This window comes from Pseudomonas botevensis (assembly GCF_019145475.1).
Taxonomy (GTDB): Bacteria; Pseudomonadota; Gammaproteobacteria; order Pseudomonadales; family Pseudomonadaceae; genus Aquipseudomonas; species Aquipseudomonas botevensis.
Window position 1 is genome coordinate 22,964 of the sequence record NZ_JAHTKI010000001.1, and the last position, 20,537, is coordinate 43,500.

The 20,537-nt window shown below is 61.8% G+C and carries 20 protein-coding genes; 17 read left to right on the plus strand and 3 right to left on the minus strand.

The window, feature by feature from the left end; translation table 11 throughout:
* Nucleotides 1–47 precede the first annotated feature (47 nt).
* Both prlC and KVQ74_RS00150 read left to right on the plus strand, forming a co-directional pair.
* Nucleotides 48–2,126, plus strand: a complete 2,079-nt coding sequence (gene prlC / locus KVQ74_RS00145) for an oligopeptidase A (protein ID WP_217828970.1) — start codon at nucleotides 48–50, stop codon at nucleotides 2,124–2,126.
* Nucleotides 2,123–2,407 (plus strand): YheV family putative zinc ribbon protein, encoded by a 285-nt coding sequence (locus tag KVQ74_RS00150; RefSeq protein WP_217828971.1) that lies wholly within the window; start codon nucleotides 2,123–2,125, stop codon nucleotides 2,405–2,407. Before prlC ends, KVQ74_RS00150 begins: the two co-directional genes overlap by 4 nt.
* Before the next feature lie 45 nt (nucleotides 2,408–2,452).
* Here the strand turns inward: KVQ74_RS00150 and KVQ74_RS00155 are convergent, their stop codons facing one another.
* Nucleotides 2,453–3,097 (minus strand): dual specificity protein phosphatase family protein, encoded by a 645-nt coding sequence (locus KVQ74_RS00155; RefSeq protein ID WP_217828972.1) that lies wholly within the window; start codon nucleotides 3,095–3,097, stop codon nucleotides 2,453–2,455.
* 301 nt (nucleotides 3,098–3,398) lie between these two features.
* Between KVQ74_RS00155 and KVQ74_RS00160 the strand changes: the two genes are divergently transcribed.
* The 6 genes from KVQ74_RS00160 (at nucleotide 3,399) to KVQ74_RS00185 (ending at nucleotide 10,962) form a co-directional block, all read left to right on the plus strand.
* The gene (locus KVQ74_RS00160) at nucleotides 3,399–4,142 is read left to right on the plus strand and encodes a gluconate 2-dehydrogenase subunit 3 family protein (RefSeq protein ID WP_217828973.1); all 744 of its coding nucleotides are present in this window, start codon (nucleotides 3,399–3,401) and stop codon (nucleotides 4,140–4,142) included.
* A gap of 2 nt (nucleotides 4,143–4,144) precedes the next feature.
* Complete coding sequence (locus KVQ74_RS00165) at nucleotides 4,145–5,929, plus strand: GMC family oxidoreductase (protein ID WP_217828974.1); 1,785 nt, start codon at nucleotides 4,145–4,147, stop codon at nucleotides 5,927–5,929.
* A 12-nt stretch (nucleotides 5,930–5,941) separates the two neighbouring features.
* Nucleotides 5,942–7,243 (plus strand): c-type cytochrome, encoded by a 1,302-nt coding sequence (locus KVQ74_RS00170; protein WP_217828975.1) that lies wholly within the window; start codon nucleotides 5,942–5,944, stop codon nucleotides 7,241–7,243.
* Between the two features lie 74 nt (nucleotides 7,244–7,317).
* On the plus strand, nucleotides 7,318–8,376 hold the full coding sequence (locus KVQ74_RS00175; RefSeq protein ID WP_217828976.1) for a PA0069 family radical SAM protein: 1,059 nt from the start codon (nucleotides 7,318–7,320) through the stop codon (nucleotides 8,374–8,376).
* Between the two features lie 237 nt (nucleotides 8,377–8,613).
* The gene (locus tag KVQ74_RS00180) at nucleotides 8,614–9,345 is read left to right on the plus strand and encodes a carbonic anhydrase (protein ID WP_217828977.1); all 732 of its coding nucleotides are present in this window, start codon (nucleotides 8,614–8,616) and stop codon (nucleotides 9,343–9,345) included.
* Between the two features lie 90 nt (nucleotides 9,346–9,435).
* Nucleotides 9,436–10,962 (plus strand): SulP family inorganic anion transporter, encoded by a 1,527-nt coding sequence (locus tag KVQ74_RS00185; RefSeq protein WP_217828978.1) that lies wholly within the window; start codon nucleotides 9,436–9,438, stop codon nucleotides 10,960–10,962.
* Between the two features lie 49 nt (nucleotides 10,963–11,011).
* Here the strand turns inward: KVQ74_RS00185 and KVQ74_RS00190 are convergent, their stop codons facing one another.
* The gene (locus KVQ74_RS00190) at nucleotides 11,012–11,662 is read right to left on the minus strand and encodes a hypothetical protein (protein ID WP_217828979.1); all 651 of its coding nucleotides are present in this window, start codon (nucleotides 11,660–11,662) and stop codon (nucleotides 11,012–11,014) included.
* A 369-nt stretch (nucleotides 11,663–12,031) separates the two neighbouring features.
* Here KVQ74_RS00190 and coxB point away from each other — a divergent pair, with 369 nt between their 5' ends.
* The 4 genes from coxB (at nucleotide 12,032) to KVQ74_RS00210 (ending at nucleotide 16,320) form a co-directional block, all read left to right on the plus strand.
* Nucleotides 12,032–13,159, plus strand: coding sequence for a cytochrome c oxidase subunit II (gene coxB / locus KVQ74_RS00195; RefSeq protein WP_217828980.1), 1,128 nt, complete (start codon nucleotides 12,032–12,034; stop codon nucleotides 13,157–13,159).
* A gap of 82 nt (nucleotides 13,160–13,241) precedes the next feature.
* Nucleotides 13,242–14,828, plus strand: coding sequence for a cytochrome c oxidase subunit I (gene ctaD / locus KVQ74_RS00200; protein WP_217828981.1), 1,587 nt, complete (start codon nucleotides 13,242–13,244; stop codon nucleotides 14,826–14,828).
* A 27-nt stretch (nucleotides 14,829–14,855) separates the two neighbouring features.
* Nucleotides 14,856–15,407: a cytochrome c oxidase assembly protein gene (locus KVQ74_RS00205; protein ID WP_217828982.1), complete on the plus strand. Its 552-nt coding sequence runs from the start codon at nucleotides 14,856–14,858 to the stop codon at nucleotides 15,405–15,407.
* 25 nt (nucleotides 15,408–15,432) lie between these two features.
* Nucleotides 15,433–16,320, plus strand: a complete 888-nt coding sequence (locus KVQ74_RS00210) for a cytochrome c oxidase subunit 3 (protein ID WP_217828983.1) — start codon at nucleotides 15,433–15,435, stop codon at nucleotides 16,318–16,320.
* A gap of 3 nt (nucleotides 16,321–16,323) precedes the next feature.
* Here KVQ74_RS00210 and KVQ74_RS00215 read toward each other — a convergent pair whose 3' ends face one another.
* Nucleotides 16,324–16,527 (minus strand): twin transmembrane helix small protein, encoded by a 204-nt coding sequence (locus KVQ74_RS00215; protein ID WP_217828984.1) that lies wholly within the window; start codon nucleotides 16,525–16,527, stop codon nucleotides 16,324–16,326.
* A gap of 69 nt (nucleotides 16,528–16,596) precedes the next feature.
* On the opposite strand from KVQ74_RS00215, the gene KVQ74_RS00220 reads away from it, so the two are divergent.
* Genes KVQ74_RS00220 through KVQ74_RS00240 form a run of 5 tightly spaced genes read left to right on the plus strand, consistent with a single transcriptional unit; the run spans nucleotide 16,597 to nucleotide 20,505 of the window.
* On the plus strand, nucleotides 16,597–17,337 hold the full coding sequence (locus tag KVQ74_RS00220; protein ID WP_217828985.1) for an SURF1 family protein: 741 nt from the start codon (nucleotides 16,597–16,599) through the stop codon (nucleotides 17,335–17,337).
* On the plus strand, nucleotides 17,303–17,896 hold the full coding sequence (locus KVQ74_RS00225) for a hypothetical protein (protein WP_217828986.1): 594 nt from the start codon (nucleotides 17,303–17,305) through the stop codon (nucleotides 17,894–17,896). The genes KVQ74_RS00220 and KVQ74_RS00225 overlap by 35 nt, the downstream gene beginning before the upstream one ends.
* Nucleotides 17,897–17,906: 10 nt before the next feature.
* Entirely contained in the window at nucleotides 17,907–18,986 is a 1,080-nt protein-coding gene (locus tag KVQ74_RS00230) for a COX15/CtaA family protein (RefSeq protein ID WP_217828987.1), read from the plus strand.
* Nucleotides 18,974–19,873: a heme o synthase gene (gene cyoE, locus KVQ74_RS00235; protein ID WP_217828988.1), complete on the plus strand. Its 900-nt coding sequence runs from the start codon at nucleotides 18,974–18,976 to the stop codon at nucleotides 19,871–19,873. The genes KVQ74_RS00230 and cyoE overlap by 13 nt, the downstream gene beginning before the upstream one ends.
* On the plus strand, nucleotides 19,870–20,505 hold the full coding sequence (locus KVQ74_RS00240) for an SCO family protein (protein ID WP_217828989.1): 636 nt from the start codon (nucleotides 19,870–19,872) through the stop codon (nucleotides 20,503–20,505). Before cyoE ends, KVQ74_RS00240 begins: the two co-directional genes overlap by 4 nt.
* Nucleotides 20,506–20,537 lie beyond the last annotated feature (32 nt).

A 20,537-nucleotide genomic window follows, 5' to 3' on the forward strand; every position in this document is an offset into this window, starting at 1 on the left:
TGTCGCCGATAGCTGCGGTTGCTGCCGATTGTAATTAAGATGGCCGCATGTTTCTCCCAGCCAAGGTGCCAACCGTGAGCGTGAACAACCCTCTTTTGCAGTCCTACGACCTGCCGCCGTTCTCCACGATCCGTGCCGAACACGTCCTGCCGGCCATCGAAACCATCCTGGCCGACAACCGCGCCGCCATCGCCGGGATCCTCAAGACTCAAGGTCAGAACCCGACCTGGGCCGGCCTGGTCCTGGCGATGGACGAACTCAATGATCGCCTGGGCGCCGCCTGGAGTCCGGTCAGCCACCTCAACGCCGTGTGCAACAGCGCCGAACTGCGTGAGGCCTACGAGTCGTGCCTGCCGGCCTTGAGCGCCTACTCCACCGAGATGGGCCAGAACCGCGAACTGTTCCAGGCCTATGAAGCCCTGGCCAACAGCCCGGAAGCCGCCGGTTTCGACGTGGCGCAGAAAACCATTCTGGAACACGCCCTGCGCGATTTCCGTCTGTCGGGTATCGATCTGCCGGAAGCCGAGCAGAAGCGCTACGCCGAAGTGCAGAGCAAGCTTTCCGAGCTGGGCAGCCGTTTCTCCAACCAACTGCTCGACGCCACCCAGGCCTGGACCAAGCACGTCACCGATGAAGCCGCCCTCGCGGGCCTGACCGATTCGGCGAAGGCGCAAATGGCTGCCGCCGCGCAGGCCAAGGCGCTGGACGGCTGGCTGATCACCCTGGAATTCCCGAGCTACTACGCGGTGATGACCTACGCGCAAGACCGTGCCCTGCGCGAAGAAGTCTACGCCGCCTACTGCACCCGCGCCTCGGACCAAGGCCCGAACGCCGGGCAGAACGACAACGGCCCGGTGATGGGCGAAATCCTCGACCTGCGCCAGGAACTGGCGAAACTGTTGGGCTTCAGCAGTTTCTCCGAGCTGAGCCTGGCGACCAAAATGGCCGAGTCCAGCGACCAGGTACTGAGTTTCCTGCGCGACCTCGCCAAGCGCAGCAAACCGTTCGCCGCCCAGGACCTGCAACAGCTCAAGGCCTACGCCGCCGAACAAGGCTGCGCCGACCTGCAAAGCTGGGACAGCGGTTTCTACGGTGAAAAACTCCGTGAACAGCGCTACAGCGTGGCCCAGGAAACCCTGCGCGCCTATTTCCCGATCGACAAGGTGCTGAGCGGCCTGTTCGCCATCGTCCAGCGTCTGTACGGCATCGAAATTGCCGAACTGAAAGGCTTCGACACCTGGCACCCGGATGTACGTCTGTTCGAAATCAAGGAAAACGGCCAGCACGTCGGCCGCTTCTTCTTCGACCTCTACGCCCGCGCCAACAAGCGCGGCGGCGCCTGGATGGACGGCGCCCGCGACCGTCGCCGCACCGCTGACGGCGTGCTGCAAAGCCCGGTGGCCAACCTGGTGTGCAACTTCACCCCGGCCGTCAGCGGCAAGCCTGCGCTGCTGACCCACGATGAAGTGACCACCCTGTTCCACGAATTCGGCCATGGTCTGCATCACCTGTTGACCCGCGTCGAGCATGCCGGTGTGTCCGGGATCAACGGCGTGGCGTGGGACGCGGTCGAGCTGCCGAGCCAGTTCATGGAAAACTGGTGCTGGGAGCCGGAAGGTCTGGCGCTGATTTCCGGCCACTACGAAAGCGGCGAGCCACTGCCCCAGGATCTGCTGGAAAAAATGCTCGCGGCGAAAAACTTCCAGTCCGGCCTGATGATGGTGCGTCAGCTTGAGTTCTCGCTGTTCGACTTCGAACTGCACGCCACCCCCGGCGACGGCCGCAGCGTCGCGCAGGTGCTCGAAGGCGTGCGCAACGAGGTTTCGGTGATGCGTCCGCCGGCTTACAACCGCTTCCCCAACAGTTTTGCGCACATCTTCGCTGGCGGTTACGCGGCGGGTTACTACAGCTACAAGTGGGCAGAAGTGCTGTCGGCCGATGCCTTCTCGAAGTTCGAAGAAGACGGCGTGCTCAACGCCGACACCGGCCGCGCCTTCCGCGAAGCGATCCTGGCGCGCGGCGGTTCGCAGGCACCGATGGTGCTGTTCGTCGACTTCCGTGGCCGTGAGCCGTCGATTGACGCACTCTTGCGCCATAGCGGCCTGAGTGAGGACGCGGCAGCATGAGTGAGGCACCTGTGAAGACCAAGAAACGCTTTATCGCCGGGGCGGTCTGCCCGGCGTGCAGCGAGCAGGACAAGTTGATGATGTGGAGCGAAGACGACGTGCCGCACCGCGAATGTGTGGCTTGCGGTTATGCCGACACGCTCAATGCGCAGGGGTTGTCGGTTCCCAAAGAACTGGGCACACGGGTCAACACGAGTGGACTCAAACCGGCGCCGGACAAGACCGTCCAGACCGTGCAGTTCTTCCCGAATCCGAAGCTCGCGAAAAAGTCCGAAGACTGAACCAAGGGTTACCTTCCACGGTGCAACGCCGTGGAAGGTCCCGGTTTACTTGAGGTTGACGGTCTGGAACCAGCTCTTCATCGAGCAGGTGGCAAAAGCACTGGTGCTGCAATCGCCATTGGCCAGCGCGGTGCGCAGTTTGTCGGCATCGGCCTGCATCACGTAGCGAACGCTGTCCTTGAAGTGACCACTTTCGCCGAAACCGCCCTGAGTCATTTCATTCAACGCATCTTCCTTGCTCCAGCCCTGGATAACGATCCGGTACATCGCCGCCATCAGGCCGGTACGGTCGGAACCGTGTTTGCAATGCATCAACACCGGGCCGTTGGCTTCGGCAGCCTGAATCGCCCGCAGAGTCTTGAGCACATCGGCGTCGTCAACATGGTTGGTGCGGTACGGCAACTGCACCTGATTGATGCCGGGACTCGTCAGCCACCGCGAATCCGCTTCCGGGAGGAAGTTGATGACCGTGGCGACCTTGAGATTGTTCAGCAGCGGCACCGCGCCGCTATCCGGCAGCGCGCTGCGGTATAGGGTCGGCGACATCTGGAACAGGTTGTATTGCACCTCGACCGGTTGCGCCCATTCTGCGGGCCGGACAGCAGGAGCATCGGCGGCATGGGCGGGTATCGAGCTGAACAGGAAAAACAGCGAAAAACCGATTGCAGAGGAAAAACGCTTCAAGGACATGCTGTGCGGTGACCGTATGTTATTTCGCCAGTGAAGGCCGCAGCTTGCGCGCCAGGCAGTCAAATCCCTGTGAGCCGCTTGTCAAAGAAACGTGAATCGGTGGTGATCTTTCATCGCAAAAATCAGGCTTTTTTCAGCTGAATCGCTTCATCCGATTGCTTAGCCTGCTACCATTTGTCACAGCATGTTGCAGACGTGTCCCCTTTCTCCGGGTCATCACCCGCCACGTCGCAGCCACGAACCCCGAAAGCCGCCCACAGAAAACGGCTGACAACCCTCAATGCCTGATGAGGTACACCCCATGTCTGATGAAAATCGAGACAACCCGCGGCGTGATTTTTTGCGCAAATCCCTGACCCTGATTCCCGTGGTCACCCTTGCCGGCACCGGCCTGGGCAGCAGCGTGCTGCAAGCCGCTCCCGAGAGCGCGCCAGCACCGCAACCTGTTCGCGCCAATGCCAACGCAGGCACCTATGAACCGACCTGGTTCACCGCTGAAGAATGGGCATTCATCAATGCCGCCGTGGCGCAGCTGATTCCCAACGACGCCCAGGGTCCCGGCGCCCTCGAGGCCGGCGTGCCGGAGTACATCGACCGACAGATGAATACCCCGTATGCCGCTGGCGCCCTGTGGTACATGCAAGGCCCGTTCAATGCCGACGCGGCGCCCGAGATGGGCTGGCAGAGCAAACTGGTGCCCAAAGAGATTTATCGCCTCGGCATCGCCGCCACGGATCAGTGGGCAAAATCCCTCAACGGTAAAGTATTTGCTGAGCAAGACAGCGCTACCCGAGACGATTTGCTAAAACAGCTCGAAGCCGGCAAACCCCAGTTCGACAGCGTTCCGGCGAAGATTTTCTTCAATCTGCTGCTGCAGAACACCAAGGAAGGGTTCTTCTGCGACCCGATCCACGGTGGCAACAAAGGCATGGTCGGCTGGACCATGATCGGCTTCCCCGGCGCCCGCGCCGATTTCATGGATTGGGTGGAACGCAACGAGCAATACCCCTTCCCGGCAGTTTCGATTCGCGGCGAGAGGGCGTGAGCATGGCAACGGTAATGAAGAAGGTCGACGCGGTGATCGTCGGGTTCGGCTGGACAGGCGCGATCATGGCCAAGGAGCTGACAGAAGCCGGCCTCAATGTGCTGGCGCTGGAGCGCGGGCCGATGCAGGACACCTATCCTGACGGCAACTATCCACAGGTGATCGACGAACTCACCTACAGCGTGCGGAAAAAGCTCTTTCAGGACATCTCGAAAGAGACCGTCACCATCCGCCACAGCGTCAACGACATCGCCCTGCCGAACCGCCAGTTGGGTGCATTCCTGCCGGGCAATGGCGTGGGCGGCGCCGGGCTGCACTGGTCGGGCGTGCATTTTCGGGTCGACCCGATCGAGTTGCGCATGCGCAGCCACTATGAAGAGCGCTACGGTAAGCACTTCATCCCCAAGGACATGACCATCCAGGACTTCGGCGTCAGCTATGAAGAACTGGAGCCGTTCTTCGACTTCGCCGAAAAAGTCTTTGGCACCTCCGGCCAGGCCTGGACCGTGAAAGGCCAATTGGTCGGCGAGGGCAAGGGCGGCAACCCCTATGCACCGGATCGCTCCAACCCATTCCCCCTGGAAGCACAGAAAAACACGGTTTCCGCACAGCTGTTCGGCAAAGCGGCTACCGAGGTCGGCTACAAACCCTACAACCTGCCGTCGGCCAATACTTCGGGACCGTACACCAATCCCTACGGCGCGCAGATGGGGCCGTGCAACTTCTGCGGTTTCTGCAGCGGCTACGTCTGCTACATGTATTCCAAGGCCTCGCCCAACGTGAACATTCTGCCGGCGCTCAAACCGCTGGCGAACTTCGAACTGCGTCCCAATGCCCATGTCCTGCGGGTCAACCTCGACAGCAGCAAGACCAAAGCGACCGGCGTGACCTACATCGACGGCCAGGGCCGGGAGATCGAGCAGCCGGCGGACCTGGTGATTCTCGGCGCATTCCAGCTGCACAACGTGCGGCTGATGCTGCTTTCCGGGATCGGCAAGCCCTACGACCCGATCAGCGGCGAAGGCGTGGTCGGGCGTAACTTCGCCTACCAGAACATGGCGACGATCAAGGCGTTCTTCGACAAGGACACCCACACCAACAACTTCATCGGCGCCGGTGGCAACGGCGTGGCGCTGGACGATTTCAACGCCGACAACTTCGATCACGGCCCGCACGGCTTCGTCGGCGGCTCGCCGATGTGGGTCAACCAGGCCGGCAGCCGACCGATTGCCGGCACCTCCAACCCGCCGGGCACCCCGGCCTGGGGCAGTGCGTGGAAACGCGCCACCGCCGATTACTACACCCATCAGGTATCGATGGACGCCCACGGCGCGCATCAGTCCTACAGAGGCAACTACCTCGATCTGGACCCGGTGTACCGCGATGCCTACGGCTTGCCGCTGCTGCGGATGACCTTCGACTGGCAGGAAAACGACATCAAGATGAACCGCTTCATGGTCGAGAAAATGGGCAAGGTCGCCGAAGCCATGGGACCGAAAGCCATCGCGGTGATCGGCAAGAAGGTCGGCGACCACTTCAACACGGCGTCGTACCAGACCACTCACCTCAACGGTGGCGCGATCATGGGCACCGATCCGAAGACCAGCGCCCTCAACCGCTACTTGCAGAGCTGGGACGTGCATAACGTCTTCGTACCGGGGGCTTCGGCTTTCCCACAAGGTCTGGGTTACAACCCTACAGGACTGGTCGCCGCGTTGACCTACTGGTCGGCGAAAGCCATCCGCGAGCAGTACCTGAAAAACCCCGGCCCGCTGGTTCAGGCTTAAGGAGCGATGACCATGAAGACTCTCGTTATCGCCACCCTGGCGCTGCTCGGCAGCACCGGCATTTACGCCGCCGAAGCGGATCAGGCCTTGATCAAACAGGGCGAATACCTCGCCCGTGCCGGCGACTGCGTGGCCTGCCATACCGCCAAGAACGGCAAGCCGTTTGCCGGTGGCCTGCCGATGGAAACCCCGATCGGCACGATCTACTCGACCAATATCACCCCGGACAAAACCGGCGTCGGTGATTACAGCTTCGAGGACTTCGACCAGGCCGTGCGCCATGGTGTCGCCAAAAACGGTAGTACCTTGTACCCGGCCATGCCGTATCCGTCCTACGCCCGCGTCAGCGAAACCGACATGAAGGCGTTGTATGCCTACTTCATGCACGGCGTTGAACCGGTGGCACAGGACAACAAGGCCAGCGACATTCCGTGGCCATTGAGCATGCGCTGGCCGCTGACGGGCTGGCGCTGGATGTTTGCGCCGAAGGTCGAGGACTACAAGGCAAGCGGCGCAGATGCCGTCGTCGATCGTGGGGCGTATCTGGTGGAAGGCCTCGGACATTGCGGCGCGTGCCATACGCCGCGTGCCCTGACCATGCAGGAAAAATCCCTGAGTGCCGCGGATGGCAGCCATTTTCTGGCAGGCAGCGCACCGCTGGAAGGCTGGATTGCCAAGAGCCTGCGCGGCGATCACAAGGACGGACTCGGCAGTTGGAGCGAGGAGCAACTGGTGCAATTCCTCAAGACCGGGCGCAGCGACCGCAGTGCGGTGTTCGGCGGCATGAGCGATGTGGTTACCCACAGCATGCAGTACATGACCGATGCCGACCTGACCGCGATCGCCCGCTATCTGAAATCGCTGCCGGCCAGCAACCCGGCCGACCAGCCGCACCAGTACGATGAAAAGGCCGCCAAGGCCCTGTGGAACGGTGACGACAGCCAGCGCGGCGCCTCGGTGTACATCGACAACTGCGCCGCCTGCCACCGCACCGACGGCCACGGTTACACCCGCGTGTTCCCGGCGCTGGCGGCCAACCCGGTGCTGCAATCGGACGACCCGACCTCGCTGATTCACATCGTACTCAAGGGCGGCACCCTGCCGGCCACCCACGCCGCACCGTCAACCTTCACCATGCCGGGCTTCGCCTGGCGCCTGTCGGATCAGGAAGTGGCGGACGTGGTGAGCTTCATCCGTGGCAGCTGGGGCAACAAAGGTGCGCCGGTCGAAGCCGCCGATGTCGCCGAGTTGCGCAAGGAAGACATGCAGCACACCTCGAACGATGACCTCGGTCAGGTAACCCGGCACAACTGACGAGTCGCCCAACGGCACTGGTCAGATGCACTGTGCCTCTATACTGTATATGCAAACAGTATCGAGGCATTGCCATGTCTGCTCCACTTCCCCCGCGCGGTCGCGGCACCGCCAGCAACCCGCACAACCGCTTCGCGCCGAATCGTTCGGTGGCCGAGGATGACGGCTGGTATCAGGAAGTGCCGCAGACCCAAAGCACCGAAATCCGCTTTGAAACGGCGAAATCCATCATCACCCGCAACACCTCGCCCGACCTGCCCTTCGACCGTTCGATCAACCCCTATCGCGGCTGCGAGCACGGTTGCATCTACTGCTACGCCCGCCCCAGCCATGCCTATTGGGACATGTCGCCAGGGCTGGACTTCGAAACCAGACTGATCGCCAAAACCAACGCCGCCCAGGTGCTGGAAGAACAGTTGAGCAAACGCGGCTACCAATGCGCACCGATCAATCTGGGCTCCAACACCGATCCGTATCAGCCGATCGAACGCGAACAGCGGCTCACCCGCCAGACCCTCGAAGTGCTGCTGCGCTATCGGCATCCGGTGACCATCGTCACCAAGGGTTCACTGATCCTGCGCGATCTCGACCTGCTCACCGAATTGGCACAGCAACGACTGGTAGCGGTGATGATCAGCCTGACCACCCTGGACGACGAACTCAAACGCATCCTCGAACCCCGCGCCGCCGCGCCCAAGGCCCGGTTGCGGGCGATCCGGGTGATGCGCGAGGCGGGAATTCCGGTCGGCGTGCTGTGCTCGCCGATGATTCCGATGATCAACGACAGCGAGATCGAAAGTCTTTTGACCGAAGCCCACGCCGCCGGCGCGCAGAGCGCCGCCTACATGATGCTGCGCCTGCCGCTGGAAGTGGCACCGCTGTTCGAGGAATGGTTGCAGGCGCACTACCCGCAACGGGCTGCTCATGTGTTGAGCCTGATCCGCCAGAGCCGGGGCGGTGAACTGTACGACAGCCGTTTCGGCGCCCGCATGCGCGGTGAAGGGCCGTTCGCCGACCTGCTGGCGCAGCGCTTCAACAAAGCCATCAAACGCCTGGGGCTCAATCATCGGGAGGGGTTCAACCTCGATTGCACGGCCTTCTGTCCGCCGGGTCGCCAGATGGCGTTGATTTAGCGACAATTGGCCTATGGTTAAGTCGCTGGAATGGCTTGGCCCGGTTTACGTCGGTCACGTTTTTTGTGACCTGGAACACACGTTCTAGAGCGCTTGATTCAGTTTGAGTTAAGTTTCGGCCGCTACCTTGTTCATCGAGTGACTGACGGGTCGGGATGACCCGGATGTTGTAAACAGCCACTGGCTTCCACCGGACTACACGGGAAGACTCCCTGAATCCGCCAAAGAGGATGAATCATGAGTGACAAGGATAAACAGCCGTTGGCTGCGTCGGCATCTCCACAACCTGTGGCGGAATCCGCCGATGCAGCGCTGAAACACATTGTTGACGGCTTTTTGCATTTTCATCATGAGGTCTTTCCACAGCAGGAAGAACTCTTCAAGAAACTCGCCACGGCCCAGTCGCCACGCGCGATGTTCATCACCTGCGCCGACTCGCGCATCGTGCCCGAGCTGATTACCCACAGCTCCCCTGGCGATTTGTTCGTGACGCGCAACGTCGGTAACGTCGTACCGCCTTACGGCCAGATGAACGGTGGCGTTTCCACCGCCATCGAATACGCGGTGCTGGCCCTCGGCGTACAACACATCATCATCTGCGGCCATTCCGATTGCGGCGCGATGCGCGCGGTACTCAACCCGGACAGCCTGGAAAAAATGCCGACGGTCAAAGCCTGGCTGCGCCACGCCGAAGTCGCGAAAACCATGGTGCAGGACAACTGCAACTGCGCCGACGAAAAAGAAAGCATGCCGATCCTCACCGAGGAAAACGTCATCGCCCAATTGCAGCACTTGCGTACCCATCCTTCGGTAGCCTCGCGCATGGCGAACGGTCATCTGTTCATCCATGGCTGGGTCTACAACATCGAAACCAGCGAAATCAAAGCCTACGACGCGGACAAGGCCTGTTTCCTGCCGCTCGACGGCAGCCATCCGATTCCGGTGGCGACGCCCAAAGCGCGCTTCTAAATCCTCCTAAAAATCTGTGTGGTCTGATGCCGGTCGCTGCTTCAGCGGCCCGGCCTCCCCACGCCTGAAGAACGCTTCGGGAGAATCGTCATGCGTGCTGCTCAATTGAAAGCTGTTCTGCCACGGGAGCTGCTGGCTTCGGTGGTGGTGTTCCTTGTCGCCCTGCCGCTGTGCATGGGTATCGCCATCGCTTCCGGGTTGCCGCCGGCCAAGGGGCTGATCACCGGGATCATCGGTGGTCTGGTGGTCGGCTGGCTGGCCGGTTCGCCGCTGCAAGTCAGCGGGCCGGCGGCGGGTCTGGCGGTGCTGGTGTTCGAGCTGGTGCGCCAGCACGGTATCGAGATGCTCGGGCCGATCCTGCTGCTCGCCGGTTTTCTGCAACTGGTGGCCGGGCGCCTGAAGCTCGGTTGCTGGTTTCGGGTCACCGCGCCAGCCGTGGTGTACGGCATGCTCGCCGGGATTGGTGTGCTGATCGTGCTGTCCCAGGTGCATGTGATGCTCGATGCCAAGCCACAACCTTCCGGTCTGGATAACCTGACGGCGTTCCCCGGCGCGGTGGCGCAGGCGTTGCCGTCGTTTGGCTGGCAGGCCGGATTGCTCGGGTTGTCGACGATTGCGGTGATGTGGTTGTGGGAGAAATTCCGCCCGCATTCGTTGCGCTTCATTCCCGGCGCGTTGCTCGGTGTCGGTCTGGCGACGGGCGCCAGCCTGATGCTGGCGTTGCAGGTGAAACGGGTCGAGGTGCCGGCGAATCTGGCGGAAGCGATCGACTGGCTGACCCCGACGGATCTGCTCAGCCTGGCCGATCCGACCCTGCTGATCGCCGCGTTTGCCGTGGCCTTCATCGCCAGCGCCGAAACCCTGTTGTCCGCCGCCGCGGTGGATCGGATGCACAGCGGCCCGCGTTCGGACTTCGACCGTGAGCTGTCGGCGCAAGGCGTCGGCAACATGCTCTGCGGACTGGTCGGCGCACTGCCGATGACCGGGGTGATCGTGCGCAGTTCGGCCAACGTACAGGCCGGCGCCACCACCCGTTACTCGACGATTTTCCATGGCCTGTGGCTACTGGCGTTCGTGCTGTTGCTGTCGAGCGTGCTGCAAAGCATTCCGGTGGCGAGCCTGGCGGGTGTGCTGGTCTACACCGGGTTCAAACTGGTGGATCTGAAAGCCTTTCGGGGTCTGGGGCGGTATGGCCGGATGCCGATGTTCACCTACGCCGCGACGGCGCTGGCGATCATCTTCACCGACCTGCTGACCGGCGTGCTGATCGGGTTCGGGCTGACCCTGGTGAAGCTCGCGCTCAAGGCTTCGCGATTGAAGATCAGCCTGATCGACCTGCCCCAGGATGGCGAGATGGAGTTGCGTCTGGTGGGCGCGGCGACCTTCCTCAAGGTGCCGGCGCTGACCCAGGTGCTGGGCAGCATTCCGCCGGGCGTGACGGTGCATGTGCCGCTCAATAACCTGAGCTACATCGACCATTCGTGTCTGGAGTTGCTGGAAGAATGGGGCCGGGCGAACGCGGCCAAGGGGTCGAAACTGCTGATCGAGTCACGCGGCTTGAAGCGACGGCTTGAAGGCCGGGTTCGCACCACCACCGGGATCGGTGCGGCGGGCTGAAAACATTTGGGGGAACAGAGTGATCTGTTCCCCCGATTTTTTGCGCGGATCAGGCGGCTGGCTGGTCCAGCTCCAGACCCACGCCCAGGCGGCGCCCCATGCACGGCCAGCGTTTCCACGCGGCACCGGTGTCCGGGCTGCTGAGTTTCTCGCGGTAGGCTTCCACCGACTCCAGCGCAAAGCTGTCGTCGTCGAGCATGCTGTCGACCGCGTGATGCACCACTTCGTCGAGTTGGTTGGCAAATTCCTCACCGATCAATTGGTGAGCAATCAGATTGGCGACCGTCATGTCCAAGGGGATCAGTGGCTGGCCGAAATGCTTGATGTACAGGTCGTTGACCTCTTCAACGAAACGGTGCGCCAGATAGGCTTCGTCCAGCAGGCTGTCCAGGCCGACGTGACCGTTGAGGACGGCTGGCGGCTGGAGGAAATACTGCTCGGCGATTTTCAGCACCGGTTTGATCTGCGATTCGATTCCCGCTTCCCTGGCGACTTCATTGGCTGCATCCAGCAGGTCCGGTACTTCATCGATGTAGGCGGCGACAAAACGCGTCAGCACGCCGTTGGCGTCCGCTTCCGGCAGCTGGATTGCCGGGTGCAGATGAGGGAGTTTTGTTTCGAGTTGACGTGCCAGCAGGCCGGTATCGGCCTCGTGTTGTTGGGCTGTTTGGATCTGCTCGCGCAATGCGGCGGTGTTCATGAAAACTCCAGGGAACAAGGCAATGAAATAGGGAAGACATAACTTAGCTGGCTTACGAAAAATGCTAAGACGCATTTGTCATAATTATTTCATCCTTGATGCACCGGCGTTATATCGGTTTGCCACCACTCGTCTGCATCCTTCTCCAATCGTGCCCCGGAACGCAAGTGCCAGCTGTTTCAGATGATTTACGTCCGCGCATTGCAATTTCCAGTCGCTGTCTATACTCGCCAGTGAATGGAGTTAGCTGATGACGCCCGACTGCACCCGCAGCAAGGCCCGGCGATTCAAGTTCGTAGTCTGATGCAGCCGCTCCCTTGCCGCAGGCGAAAGCCGGCGGGATAACAAGAACGATAAGGGGAACCCGCAATGATGCGACATCCACACGTCTGGATGGGCCTCCTGTTGTGGTCGATTTTCAGCCAGGCCAATGCGGCCTGGACTGTGAATATGGCGCCTGGAGCGACTGAAATCAGTCACGCAGTATTCGACCTGCACATGACCATTTTCTGGATCTGTGTGGTGATCGGGATCATCGTCTTCGGCGCCATGTTCTGGTCGATGATGGTGCACCGCCGTTCCACCGGGCAGGTCGCCGCAAAATTCCACGAAAGCACCACCGTCGAAATTCTCTGGACCGTCGTGCCGCTGCTGATTCTGGTGGCGATGGCCGTTCCGGCGACCGCCACCCTGATCAAGATGTACGACACCAGTGAGCCGGATATCGATATCCAGATCACCGGCTATCAGTGGAAGTGGCACTACAAATACCTGGGCCAGGATGTCGAATTCTTCAGCAACCTGGCCACCCCCGCCGAACAGATCCACAACAAGGAAGCCAAGGGCGAGCATTACCTGCTCGAAGTCGACAAGCCGCTGGTGCTGCCGGTCGGGGCCAAAGTGCGCTTCCTCGTCACCTCCGCCGACGTTATCCACTCCTGGTGGGTGCCGGCCTTCGCGGTCAAGCGCGATGCGATCCCCGGTTTCGTCAACGAAGCCTGGACCCGCATCGACAAGCCGGGCCTCTACCGTGGGCAATGTGCCGAACTGTGCGGCAAGGATCACGGCTTCATGCCGATCGTGGTCGACGTCAAGGAGAAGGGCGACTACGACAAATGGCTGGCCGAACGCAAAGCCGAAGCCGCTCAGCTCAAGGAGCTGACCAGCAAGGAATGGACCCTCGACGAGTTGAAAGAGCGCGGCGACAAGATCTACCACACCACCTGCGTGGCCTGTCACCAGGCCGAAGGCCAGGGCCTGCCGCCGATGTTCCCGGCACTCAAGGGCTCGAAAATCGCTACCGGGCCGAAAGAAGCGCATCTGAGTCTGGTGTTCCACGGCAAACCCGGCACGGCCATGGCGGCGTTCGGCAAACAGCTGTCGGAAGTCGATATCGCAGCGGTCGTGACCTACGAACGTAACGCCTGGGGCAACAACAAGGGCGACATGGTCACGCCAAAAGAAGTGCTGGAGCTGAAACAGGCGGAAAGCAAATGAACCGGCCCATCGCGTTATCCAGCCAACATCCGGGGCACCGCGCCCCGGGCCGCCCAGCCCACTCGCTTAAAGGAGACAGGCCATGAGCGCTGTAATCGATGACCACGGTCATGCCGACCACGCCCACGGCCCGGCCAAAGGCCTGATGCGCTGGGTGCTGACCACCAACCACAAGGACATCGGCACGCTGTACCTGTGGTTCGCGTTCTGCATGTTCCTGCTCGGCGGCTCGTTCGCCATGGTGATCCGCGCCGAGCTGTTCCAGCCCGGCCTGCAGATCGTCGAGCCGGCGTTCTTCAACCAGATGACCACCATGCACGGTCTGGTGATGGTGTTCGGTGCGGTGATGCCGGCGTTCGTCGGCCTCGCCAACTGGATGATCCCGTTGATGATCGGCGCGCCGGACATGGCCCTGCCACGGATGAACAACTTCAGCTTCTGGCTGTTGCCGGCGGCGTTCCTGCTGCTGGTCTCGACCTTGTTCACCGCCGGTGGCGGGCCGAACTTCGGCTGGACGTTCTACGCGCCGCTGTCCACCACCTACGCGCCGGAAAGCGTGACCTATTTCATCTTCGCCATCCACCTGATGGGGATCAGCTCGATCATGGGCGCGATCAACGTGATCGCCACCATCCTCAACCTGCGTGCCCCCGGCATGACGCTGATGAAAATGCCGCTGTTCGTCTGGACCTGGCTGATCACCGCGTTCCTGCTGATCGCGGTGATGCCGGTCCTGGCCGGTTGCGTGACGATGATGCTGATGGACATCCACTTCGGCACCAGTTTCTTCAGTGCCGCCGGCGGCGGTGACCCGGTGCTGTTCCAGCATGTGTTCTGGTTCTTCGGTCACCCCGAGGTGTACATCATGATCCTGCCGGCCTTCGGTGCCGTCAGCCAGATCATCCCGACCTTTTCGCGCAAGCCGCTGTTCGGCTACACCTCGATGGTCTACGCCACGGCGAGCATCGCGTTCCTGTCGTTCATCGTCTGGGCGCACCACATGTTCGTGGTGGGCATTCCGCTGGTGGGCGAATTGTTCTTCATGTACGCGACCATGCTGATCGCGGTGCCGACCGGGGTGAAAGTGTTCAACTGGGCCAGCACCATGTGGCAGGGCTCGATGACCTTCGAGACGCCGATGCTGTTCGCCGTGGCGTTTGTAATCCTGTTCTCCATCGGCGGGTTCTCCGGGCTGATGCTGGCGATCGCCCCTGCGGACTTCCAGTACCAGGACACCTACTTCGTGGTCGCGCACTTCCACTACGTACTGGTGCCGGGGGCGATCTTCGGGATCTTCGCGTCGGCCTACTACTGGCTGCCGAAGTGGACCGGGCACATGTACGACGAAACCCTGGGCAAGCTGCATTTCTGGCTGTCTTTCGTCGGCATGAACCTGACGTTCTTCCCGATGCACTTCGTCGGCCTGGCGGGGATGCCGCGACGGATTCCGGACTACAACCTGCAATTCGCCGACTTCAACATGGTGTCGTCGATCGGCGGATTCATGTTCGGCGCCACGCAGATCTTCTTCCTGTTCATCGTGATAAAAACCATTCGCGGCGGCCCGCCGGCACCGGCCAAGCCGTGGGATGGTGCCGAAGGCCTGGAGTGGAGCGTGCCGTCACCGGCGCCGTATCACACCTTTACCACGCCGCCGGAAGTGAAATGAGACCTGTAGCCTTTGAGGCCTGCCACCATGGCTGACTCGATTTCGATGAAGAAACTGGTGACCCGACTGCTCGGCGTGGTGGTGGCGATGTTTGTCTTCGGGTTTGCCCTGGTGCCGATCTACGACGTGATGTGCAAGGCGTTCGGCATCAACGGCAAGACCGCCGGGCAGTACGAAGGCGAGCAGACCGTCGATACCTCGCGCCAGGTGCGGGTGCAGTTCCTGTCGACCAACAACATCGACATGCCCTGGGACTTCTACCCCAAGCATGACGAACTGACGGCCAACCCCGGTGCGGTGAACGAGATGATCTTCATCGCCCGCAACCCCACCGACAAACCCATGAGCGCCCAGGCCGTGCCGAGCATCGCACCAAGCACTGCGGCGGCGTATTTCCACAAGACCGAATGTTTTTGCTTTACCCAGCAGGTGCTGCAGCCCGGTCAGCAGATCGAAATGCCGGTGCGTTTCATCGTTGACCGCGACATGCCCAAGGACGTGAAGCACCTGACGCTGTCCTACACGCTGTTCGATATCACCGCCCGACATCCTCCGGTGGCTGTAAACACTGGCGGTTGAGCGTGCCCGATAAGGAGAACAATAAATGGCAACTCATGAGCACTATTACGTTCCGGCCCAGAGCAAATGGCCGATCGTCGCCACGGTGGGGATGTTCGTCACCGTGTATGGCCTGGCGACCTGGTTCAACGATCTGAAGGCAGCGCGCCCGGAATCCCACGGCCCGCTGATCTTTTTCGTCGGCGGCCTGTTGCTGGCGTACATGCTGTTCGGCTGGTTCGGCACAGTGATCAAGGAAAGCCGCGCCGGGTTGTACAGCCCGCAACTGGATCGCTCGTTTCGCTGGGGCATGAGCTGGTTCATTTTTTCCGAGGTGATGTTCTTCATCGCCTTCTTCGGTGCGCTGTTCTACGTGCGGCACATTTCCGGCCCGGCGCTGGGCGGGGAAGGCACCAAGGGCATCGCCCACATGCTCTGGCCGAACTTCCAGTTCACCTGGCCGCTGCTGCACACCCCGGACCCGAAACTGTTCCCGCCGCCCAAGGAAGTCATCAGTCCCTGGGGCCTGCCGCTGATCAACACCATTTTGCTGGTGAGCTCCAGCGTGACCATCACCATCGCCCACCACGCCCTTAAGAAAGGCCATCGCGGTGCGCTGAAACTGTGGCTGGCGATCACTGTGCTACTGGGCTGCGGGTTCCTCGCGTTGCAGGCCGAAGAGTACATCCACGCCTACCACGAACTGGGCCTGACCCTCGGTTCGGGGATCTACGGCGCGACGTTCTTCATGCTCACCGGGTTCCACGGCGCCCACGTGACCATCGGCACGATCATTCTGTTCGTGATGCTGATGCGCATTCTGAAGGGGCATTTCGATGCCGATCACCAGTTCGGTTTCGAAGCCGCGAGCTGGTACTGGCACTTCGTCGATGTGGTGTGGATCGGCTTGTTCATCTTCGTCTACGTGCTCTGAACCTCACCAGGGCACATGTGAAACCAGCTGGCCGCTGAAGAATCCCCAGGCGATCAAGCCGACGGTGACAGCGGCCAGCGTGACCCGAACGCTCAAGGCGATGACCAGGCGATTCGAACTGCTGTCGTCCTTGACCAGAAAAAACAGGCCGCTGAACAGGCTGATCACCGTGGCAATCAGCATCAGGACGATCGCTGCTTTGAGCATGGGAAGACTCCGGGGGAAGGCGATGCATTTGAGTATAGCGCTCGCGAAAACCGACTCAGTGGCGCGGCCATGAAGCGCTTTCGGCCGGGCGTGGTGCCGACGGTGGTGGTCGCCTTGCTGCTACCGCTGCTGATTTCGCTGGGCTTCTGGCAACTGGGCCGGGGCGCGGAGAAAACCGCCCTGCTCGCCAGTTACGCCGAACGCCGCGCCGCCGACCCGATGGCCAGCAGCGAACTGCTGCACAGCGCCGACCCGGCCTATCGCCGGGTACATCTATATGGGCAGTTCGACGCCGCCCATAGCCTGCTGCTCGACAACCGTCAGCGCAATGGCAAGGTCGGCGTCGAGTTGCTGCAACCGTTTCAGGATCAGCGCAGCGGTTTGTGGCTGCTGGTCAATCGCGGCTGGCTGGCGTGGCCGGACCGGCGCGTGCCACCGCAATTCAATACCCCCGGCAACGCGGTGAATCTGGACGCCTGGGTCTACGTCGCTCCCGGTGCGACCTTCCAGTTGCACGCCGACCCCGCCAGCAATACCTGGCCGCAAACCATCACCGCCGTCGAACCGGCCAGACTGTGGAAAACCCTCGACCGCGACGGCTTCGCCTACGAATTACGCGCAGAACCCGGCCCCGCCAGCTATGAGGCCGACTGGCCAGTGGTGGCGATGGGGCCGGAAAAACACCTGGGTTACGCCGTGCAGTGGTTTGCCATGGCGACCGCCCTGTTCGGTCTGTACCTCTATCTCGGCTGGCACAACGCAAAGGAGAAACACCATGGGAGCGGCCATGAATCCACCCAGCATGTCTGAAGCCAAAGCCCCGGGCCGGCGCGGTCGCGGGCGTATTCAACTGCTGTTGATCCTGCTCGGCGTGGTCGGCCCGATGATCCTCGCCACCGGCATGTACAAATTGCAGTTCTGGGTGCCGGAGGGCCGCAGCTATCACGGCGAACTGATCGGCAACGGCCAGACCCGCGCCGACCTCGGCGTGCAGGCCGACGAACAAACCTGGCAGATGCTGGTGACCGCGCCCAGGGATTGCGCGGTGGACTGTCAGCAACTGGTGTACCTGGCGCGGCAGATCCAGATCGGCCTGGGCCGTGATGCCAACCGCGCCAGCCATGCCCTCGCTGCCGCGCAACCGTTGACCGCCGATTACGAAGCCAAGCTGAGCCGCGAATACCCGCAGTTGCAACGCTACCCGCTGGACGCCGCGACCTTCGGCAAGACCACCGGCGACAAAGCCACGCCGCAACTGTGGATCATCGATCCCCACGGCAATCTGGTGCTGCGCTATGACCCGAACGTCAAAGGCAAGGATCTGCTCAACGACCTGCGTCACCTGCTGAAACTGTCGAACATCGGATAAGGGCATCGTCATGGCCAAACCAGGATTTCGCCTCGCGTTGTTTGCCACCCTGCTGGCACTGATTGTGGTGCTGCTCGGCGCCTACACCCGCCTGACTCACGCCGGCCTCGGCTGCCCGGACTGGCCCGGCTGCTACGGGTTTATCAGCGTGCCGAAAAGCGAAGCGCAACTGGCCCATGCCGAACTGCACTACCCCGATTCGCCAGTGGAAGCGCACAAAGGCTGGAACGAGATGATCCACCGCTACTTCGCCGGCACCCTCGGCATGTTGATTTCGTTGCTGGCCGGGCGCGCCTGGGTCAATCGCCGGCATCCGGGACAACCGCTGAAACTGCCGCTGTTCCTGCTGGCGGTGGTGTTCGCCCAGGCTGCGTTCGGCATGTGGACGGTAACGCTGAAACTCTGGCCGCAAGTGGTCACCGGGCACTTGCTCGGCGGTTTTGCCACGTTGAGCCTGCTGTTTCTGCTGACCTTGCGTCTGTCCGGCGTGCTGCCGGCGCTGACCGTGCCGCGTCGCTTGCAGTACTGGGCGACCGCCGGACTGTTGTTGGTGATCGGCCAGATCGCCCTCGGCGGCTGGGTCAGTTCCAACTATGCGGCGGTGGCCTGCATCGACTTCCCGACCTGCCACGGCCAATGGCTGCCGCCGGCGGATTTCGCCAACGGTTTTCACCTGACCCAGCACATCGGCCCGAATTACCTCGGCGGGCAACTGGACAGCGACGCGCGCACGGCGATTCACCTGACCCACCGCATCGGCGCGCTGCTGGTGACCCTGGTGCTGCTGGGCCTGGCCTGGCAACTGAAGGTGGTGGGCATGACGCGCCTGGCCGGGCTGGTGCTGGTCGCCCTCGCCGCGCAGATCACCTTGGGCATCAGCAACGTACTGTTCCACCTGCCGCTGCCGGTGGCCGTGGCGCATAACGCGGGCGGCGCGGCGCTGTTGCTGACCATGGTGCTGGTCAACTATCACGCGCGCACCAGTCTGGTCCGCGTCAAGCAGCCGATGATCGCGCGCTGGCGCCTGAGCCCCGCTAAACACGTGGCCGCGCCCATCACGATAAAAGGAGAGACGCCATGGCGATTCTGATCGGCGAACGTCCGGCGCAGGCGCTGTGGCGGGATTATCTGGAACTGACCAAACCGAAAGTGGTGGTGCTGATGCTCATCACCTCGCTGGTGGGCATGTTCCTCGCGACCCGAGCCGGCGTGCCGTGGACGGTGCTGGTGTTCGGCAACCTGGGGATTGCGCTGTGCGCGGGTGGCGCAGCGGCGGTCAACCATGTGGTGGATCGGCGGATCGACGCGGTGATGGCCCGTACCCACAAGCGGCCACTGGCCGAAGGACGGGTGTCACCGGTGGCGGCGCTGACCTTTGCACTGGCGCTGGCATTGCTCGGCCAAGGGTTGTTGCTGACCTTCACCAACCCGCTGACCGCCTGGCTGACCCTGGCCTCGCTGCTCGGTTACGCGGTGATCTACACCGGTTTCCTGAAACGCGCGACGCCGCAGAACATCGTCATCGGCGGCCTCGCCGGTGCCGCGCCGCCGCTGCTCGGCTGGACCGCCGCCACCGGCCATGTCAGCGCCGAACCGTTGCTGCTGGTGCTGATCATCTTCGCCTGGACCCCGCCGCACTTCTGGGCGCTGGCGATCCATCGCAAAGAGGAATACGCCAAGGCTGACATCCCGATGCTGCCGGTGACCCACGGCGAGCACTACACCAAAGTACACATCCTGCTGTACACCGGCGCGCTGCTCGCGGTCAGTCTGCTGCCCTACGTGATTCACATGAGCGGCCTGCTGTACCTGGTCTGCGCGCTCGCGCTGGGCGCCAGGTTTCTGCAATGGGCCGTGGTGCTGTACCGTGGCAGTCGGCCGCACGCGGCGATCAACACCTTCAAGTACTCTATTTATTACTTGTTCCTGCTGTTCATCGCCCTGCTCGTAGACCACTACTTACTGTTGAACCTATGACTCGAACCCAGAAAACCGTCTTCATCCTCGTCGCCGTGATCGCGCTGATCCTCGGCCTGACCGTCAACAAAGTGCTGAGCGGCAAGGGCCAGGGCGATCCTACCGCGCTGATCGACGCCGGCATCATCCTGCTGCCGCAGAGCCGTAACCTGCCGGACGTGACGATGACCAATCAGGATGGCCAACCGGTCACGATCAACGAGCTCAAGGGCAAGTGGAGCCTGCTGTTCTTCGGCTACACCTTCTGCCCGGACATCTGCCCGACCACCCTCGCCCAGCTTCGCCAGATCAAGAGCGAACTGCCGAAAGAGGCTGTGGACAAATTGCAGATCGTGCTGGTCAGCGTCGACCCGAACCGCGACAACCCCAAGCAGCTCAAGCAGTACCTGGGTTACTTCGATCCGCAGTTTGTGGGGCTGACGCCGGCCTCGGTTGAAGAGTTGCAGAAGGTTGCCAATGCGGTGAGCATTCCGTTTATTCCGGCGGATACGAGCAAGCCGAATTACACCGTCGACCACAGCGGCAATCTGGCGGTGATCGGACCGGACGGGACGCAGCGCGGGTTTATTCGGGCGCCGTTGAACAATGCCAAGCTGGTGGCGCAGTTGCCGGTGATGCTTGACCGCAAGTAATCAGATCAAAAGCGCCCTCACCCTAACCCTCT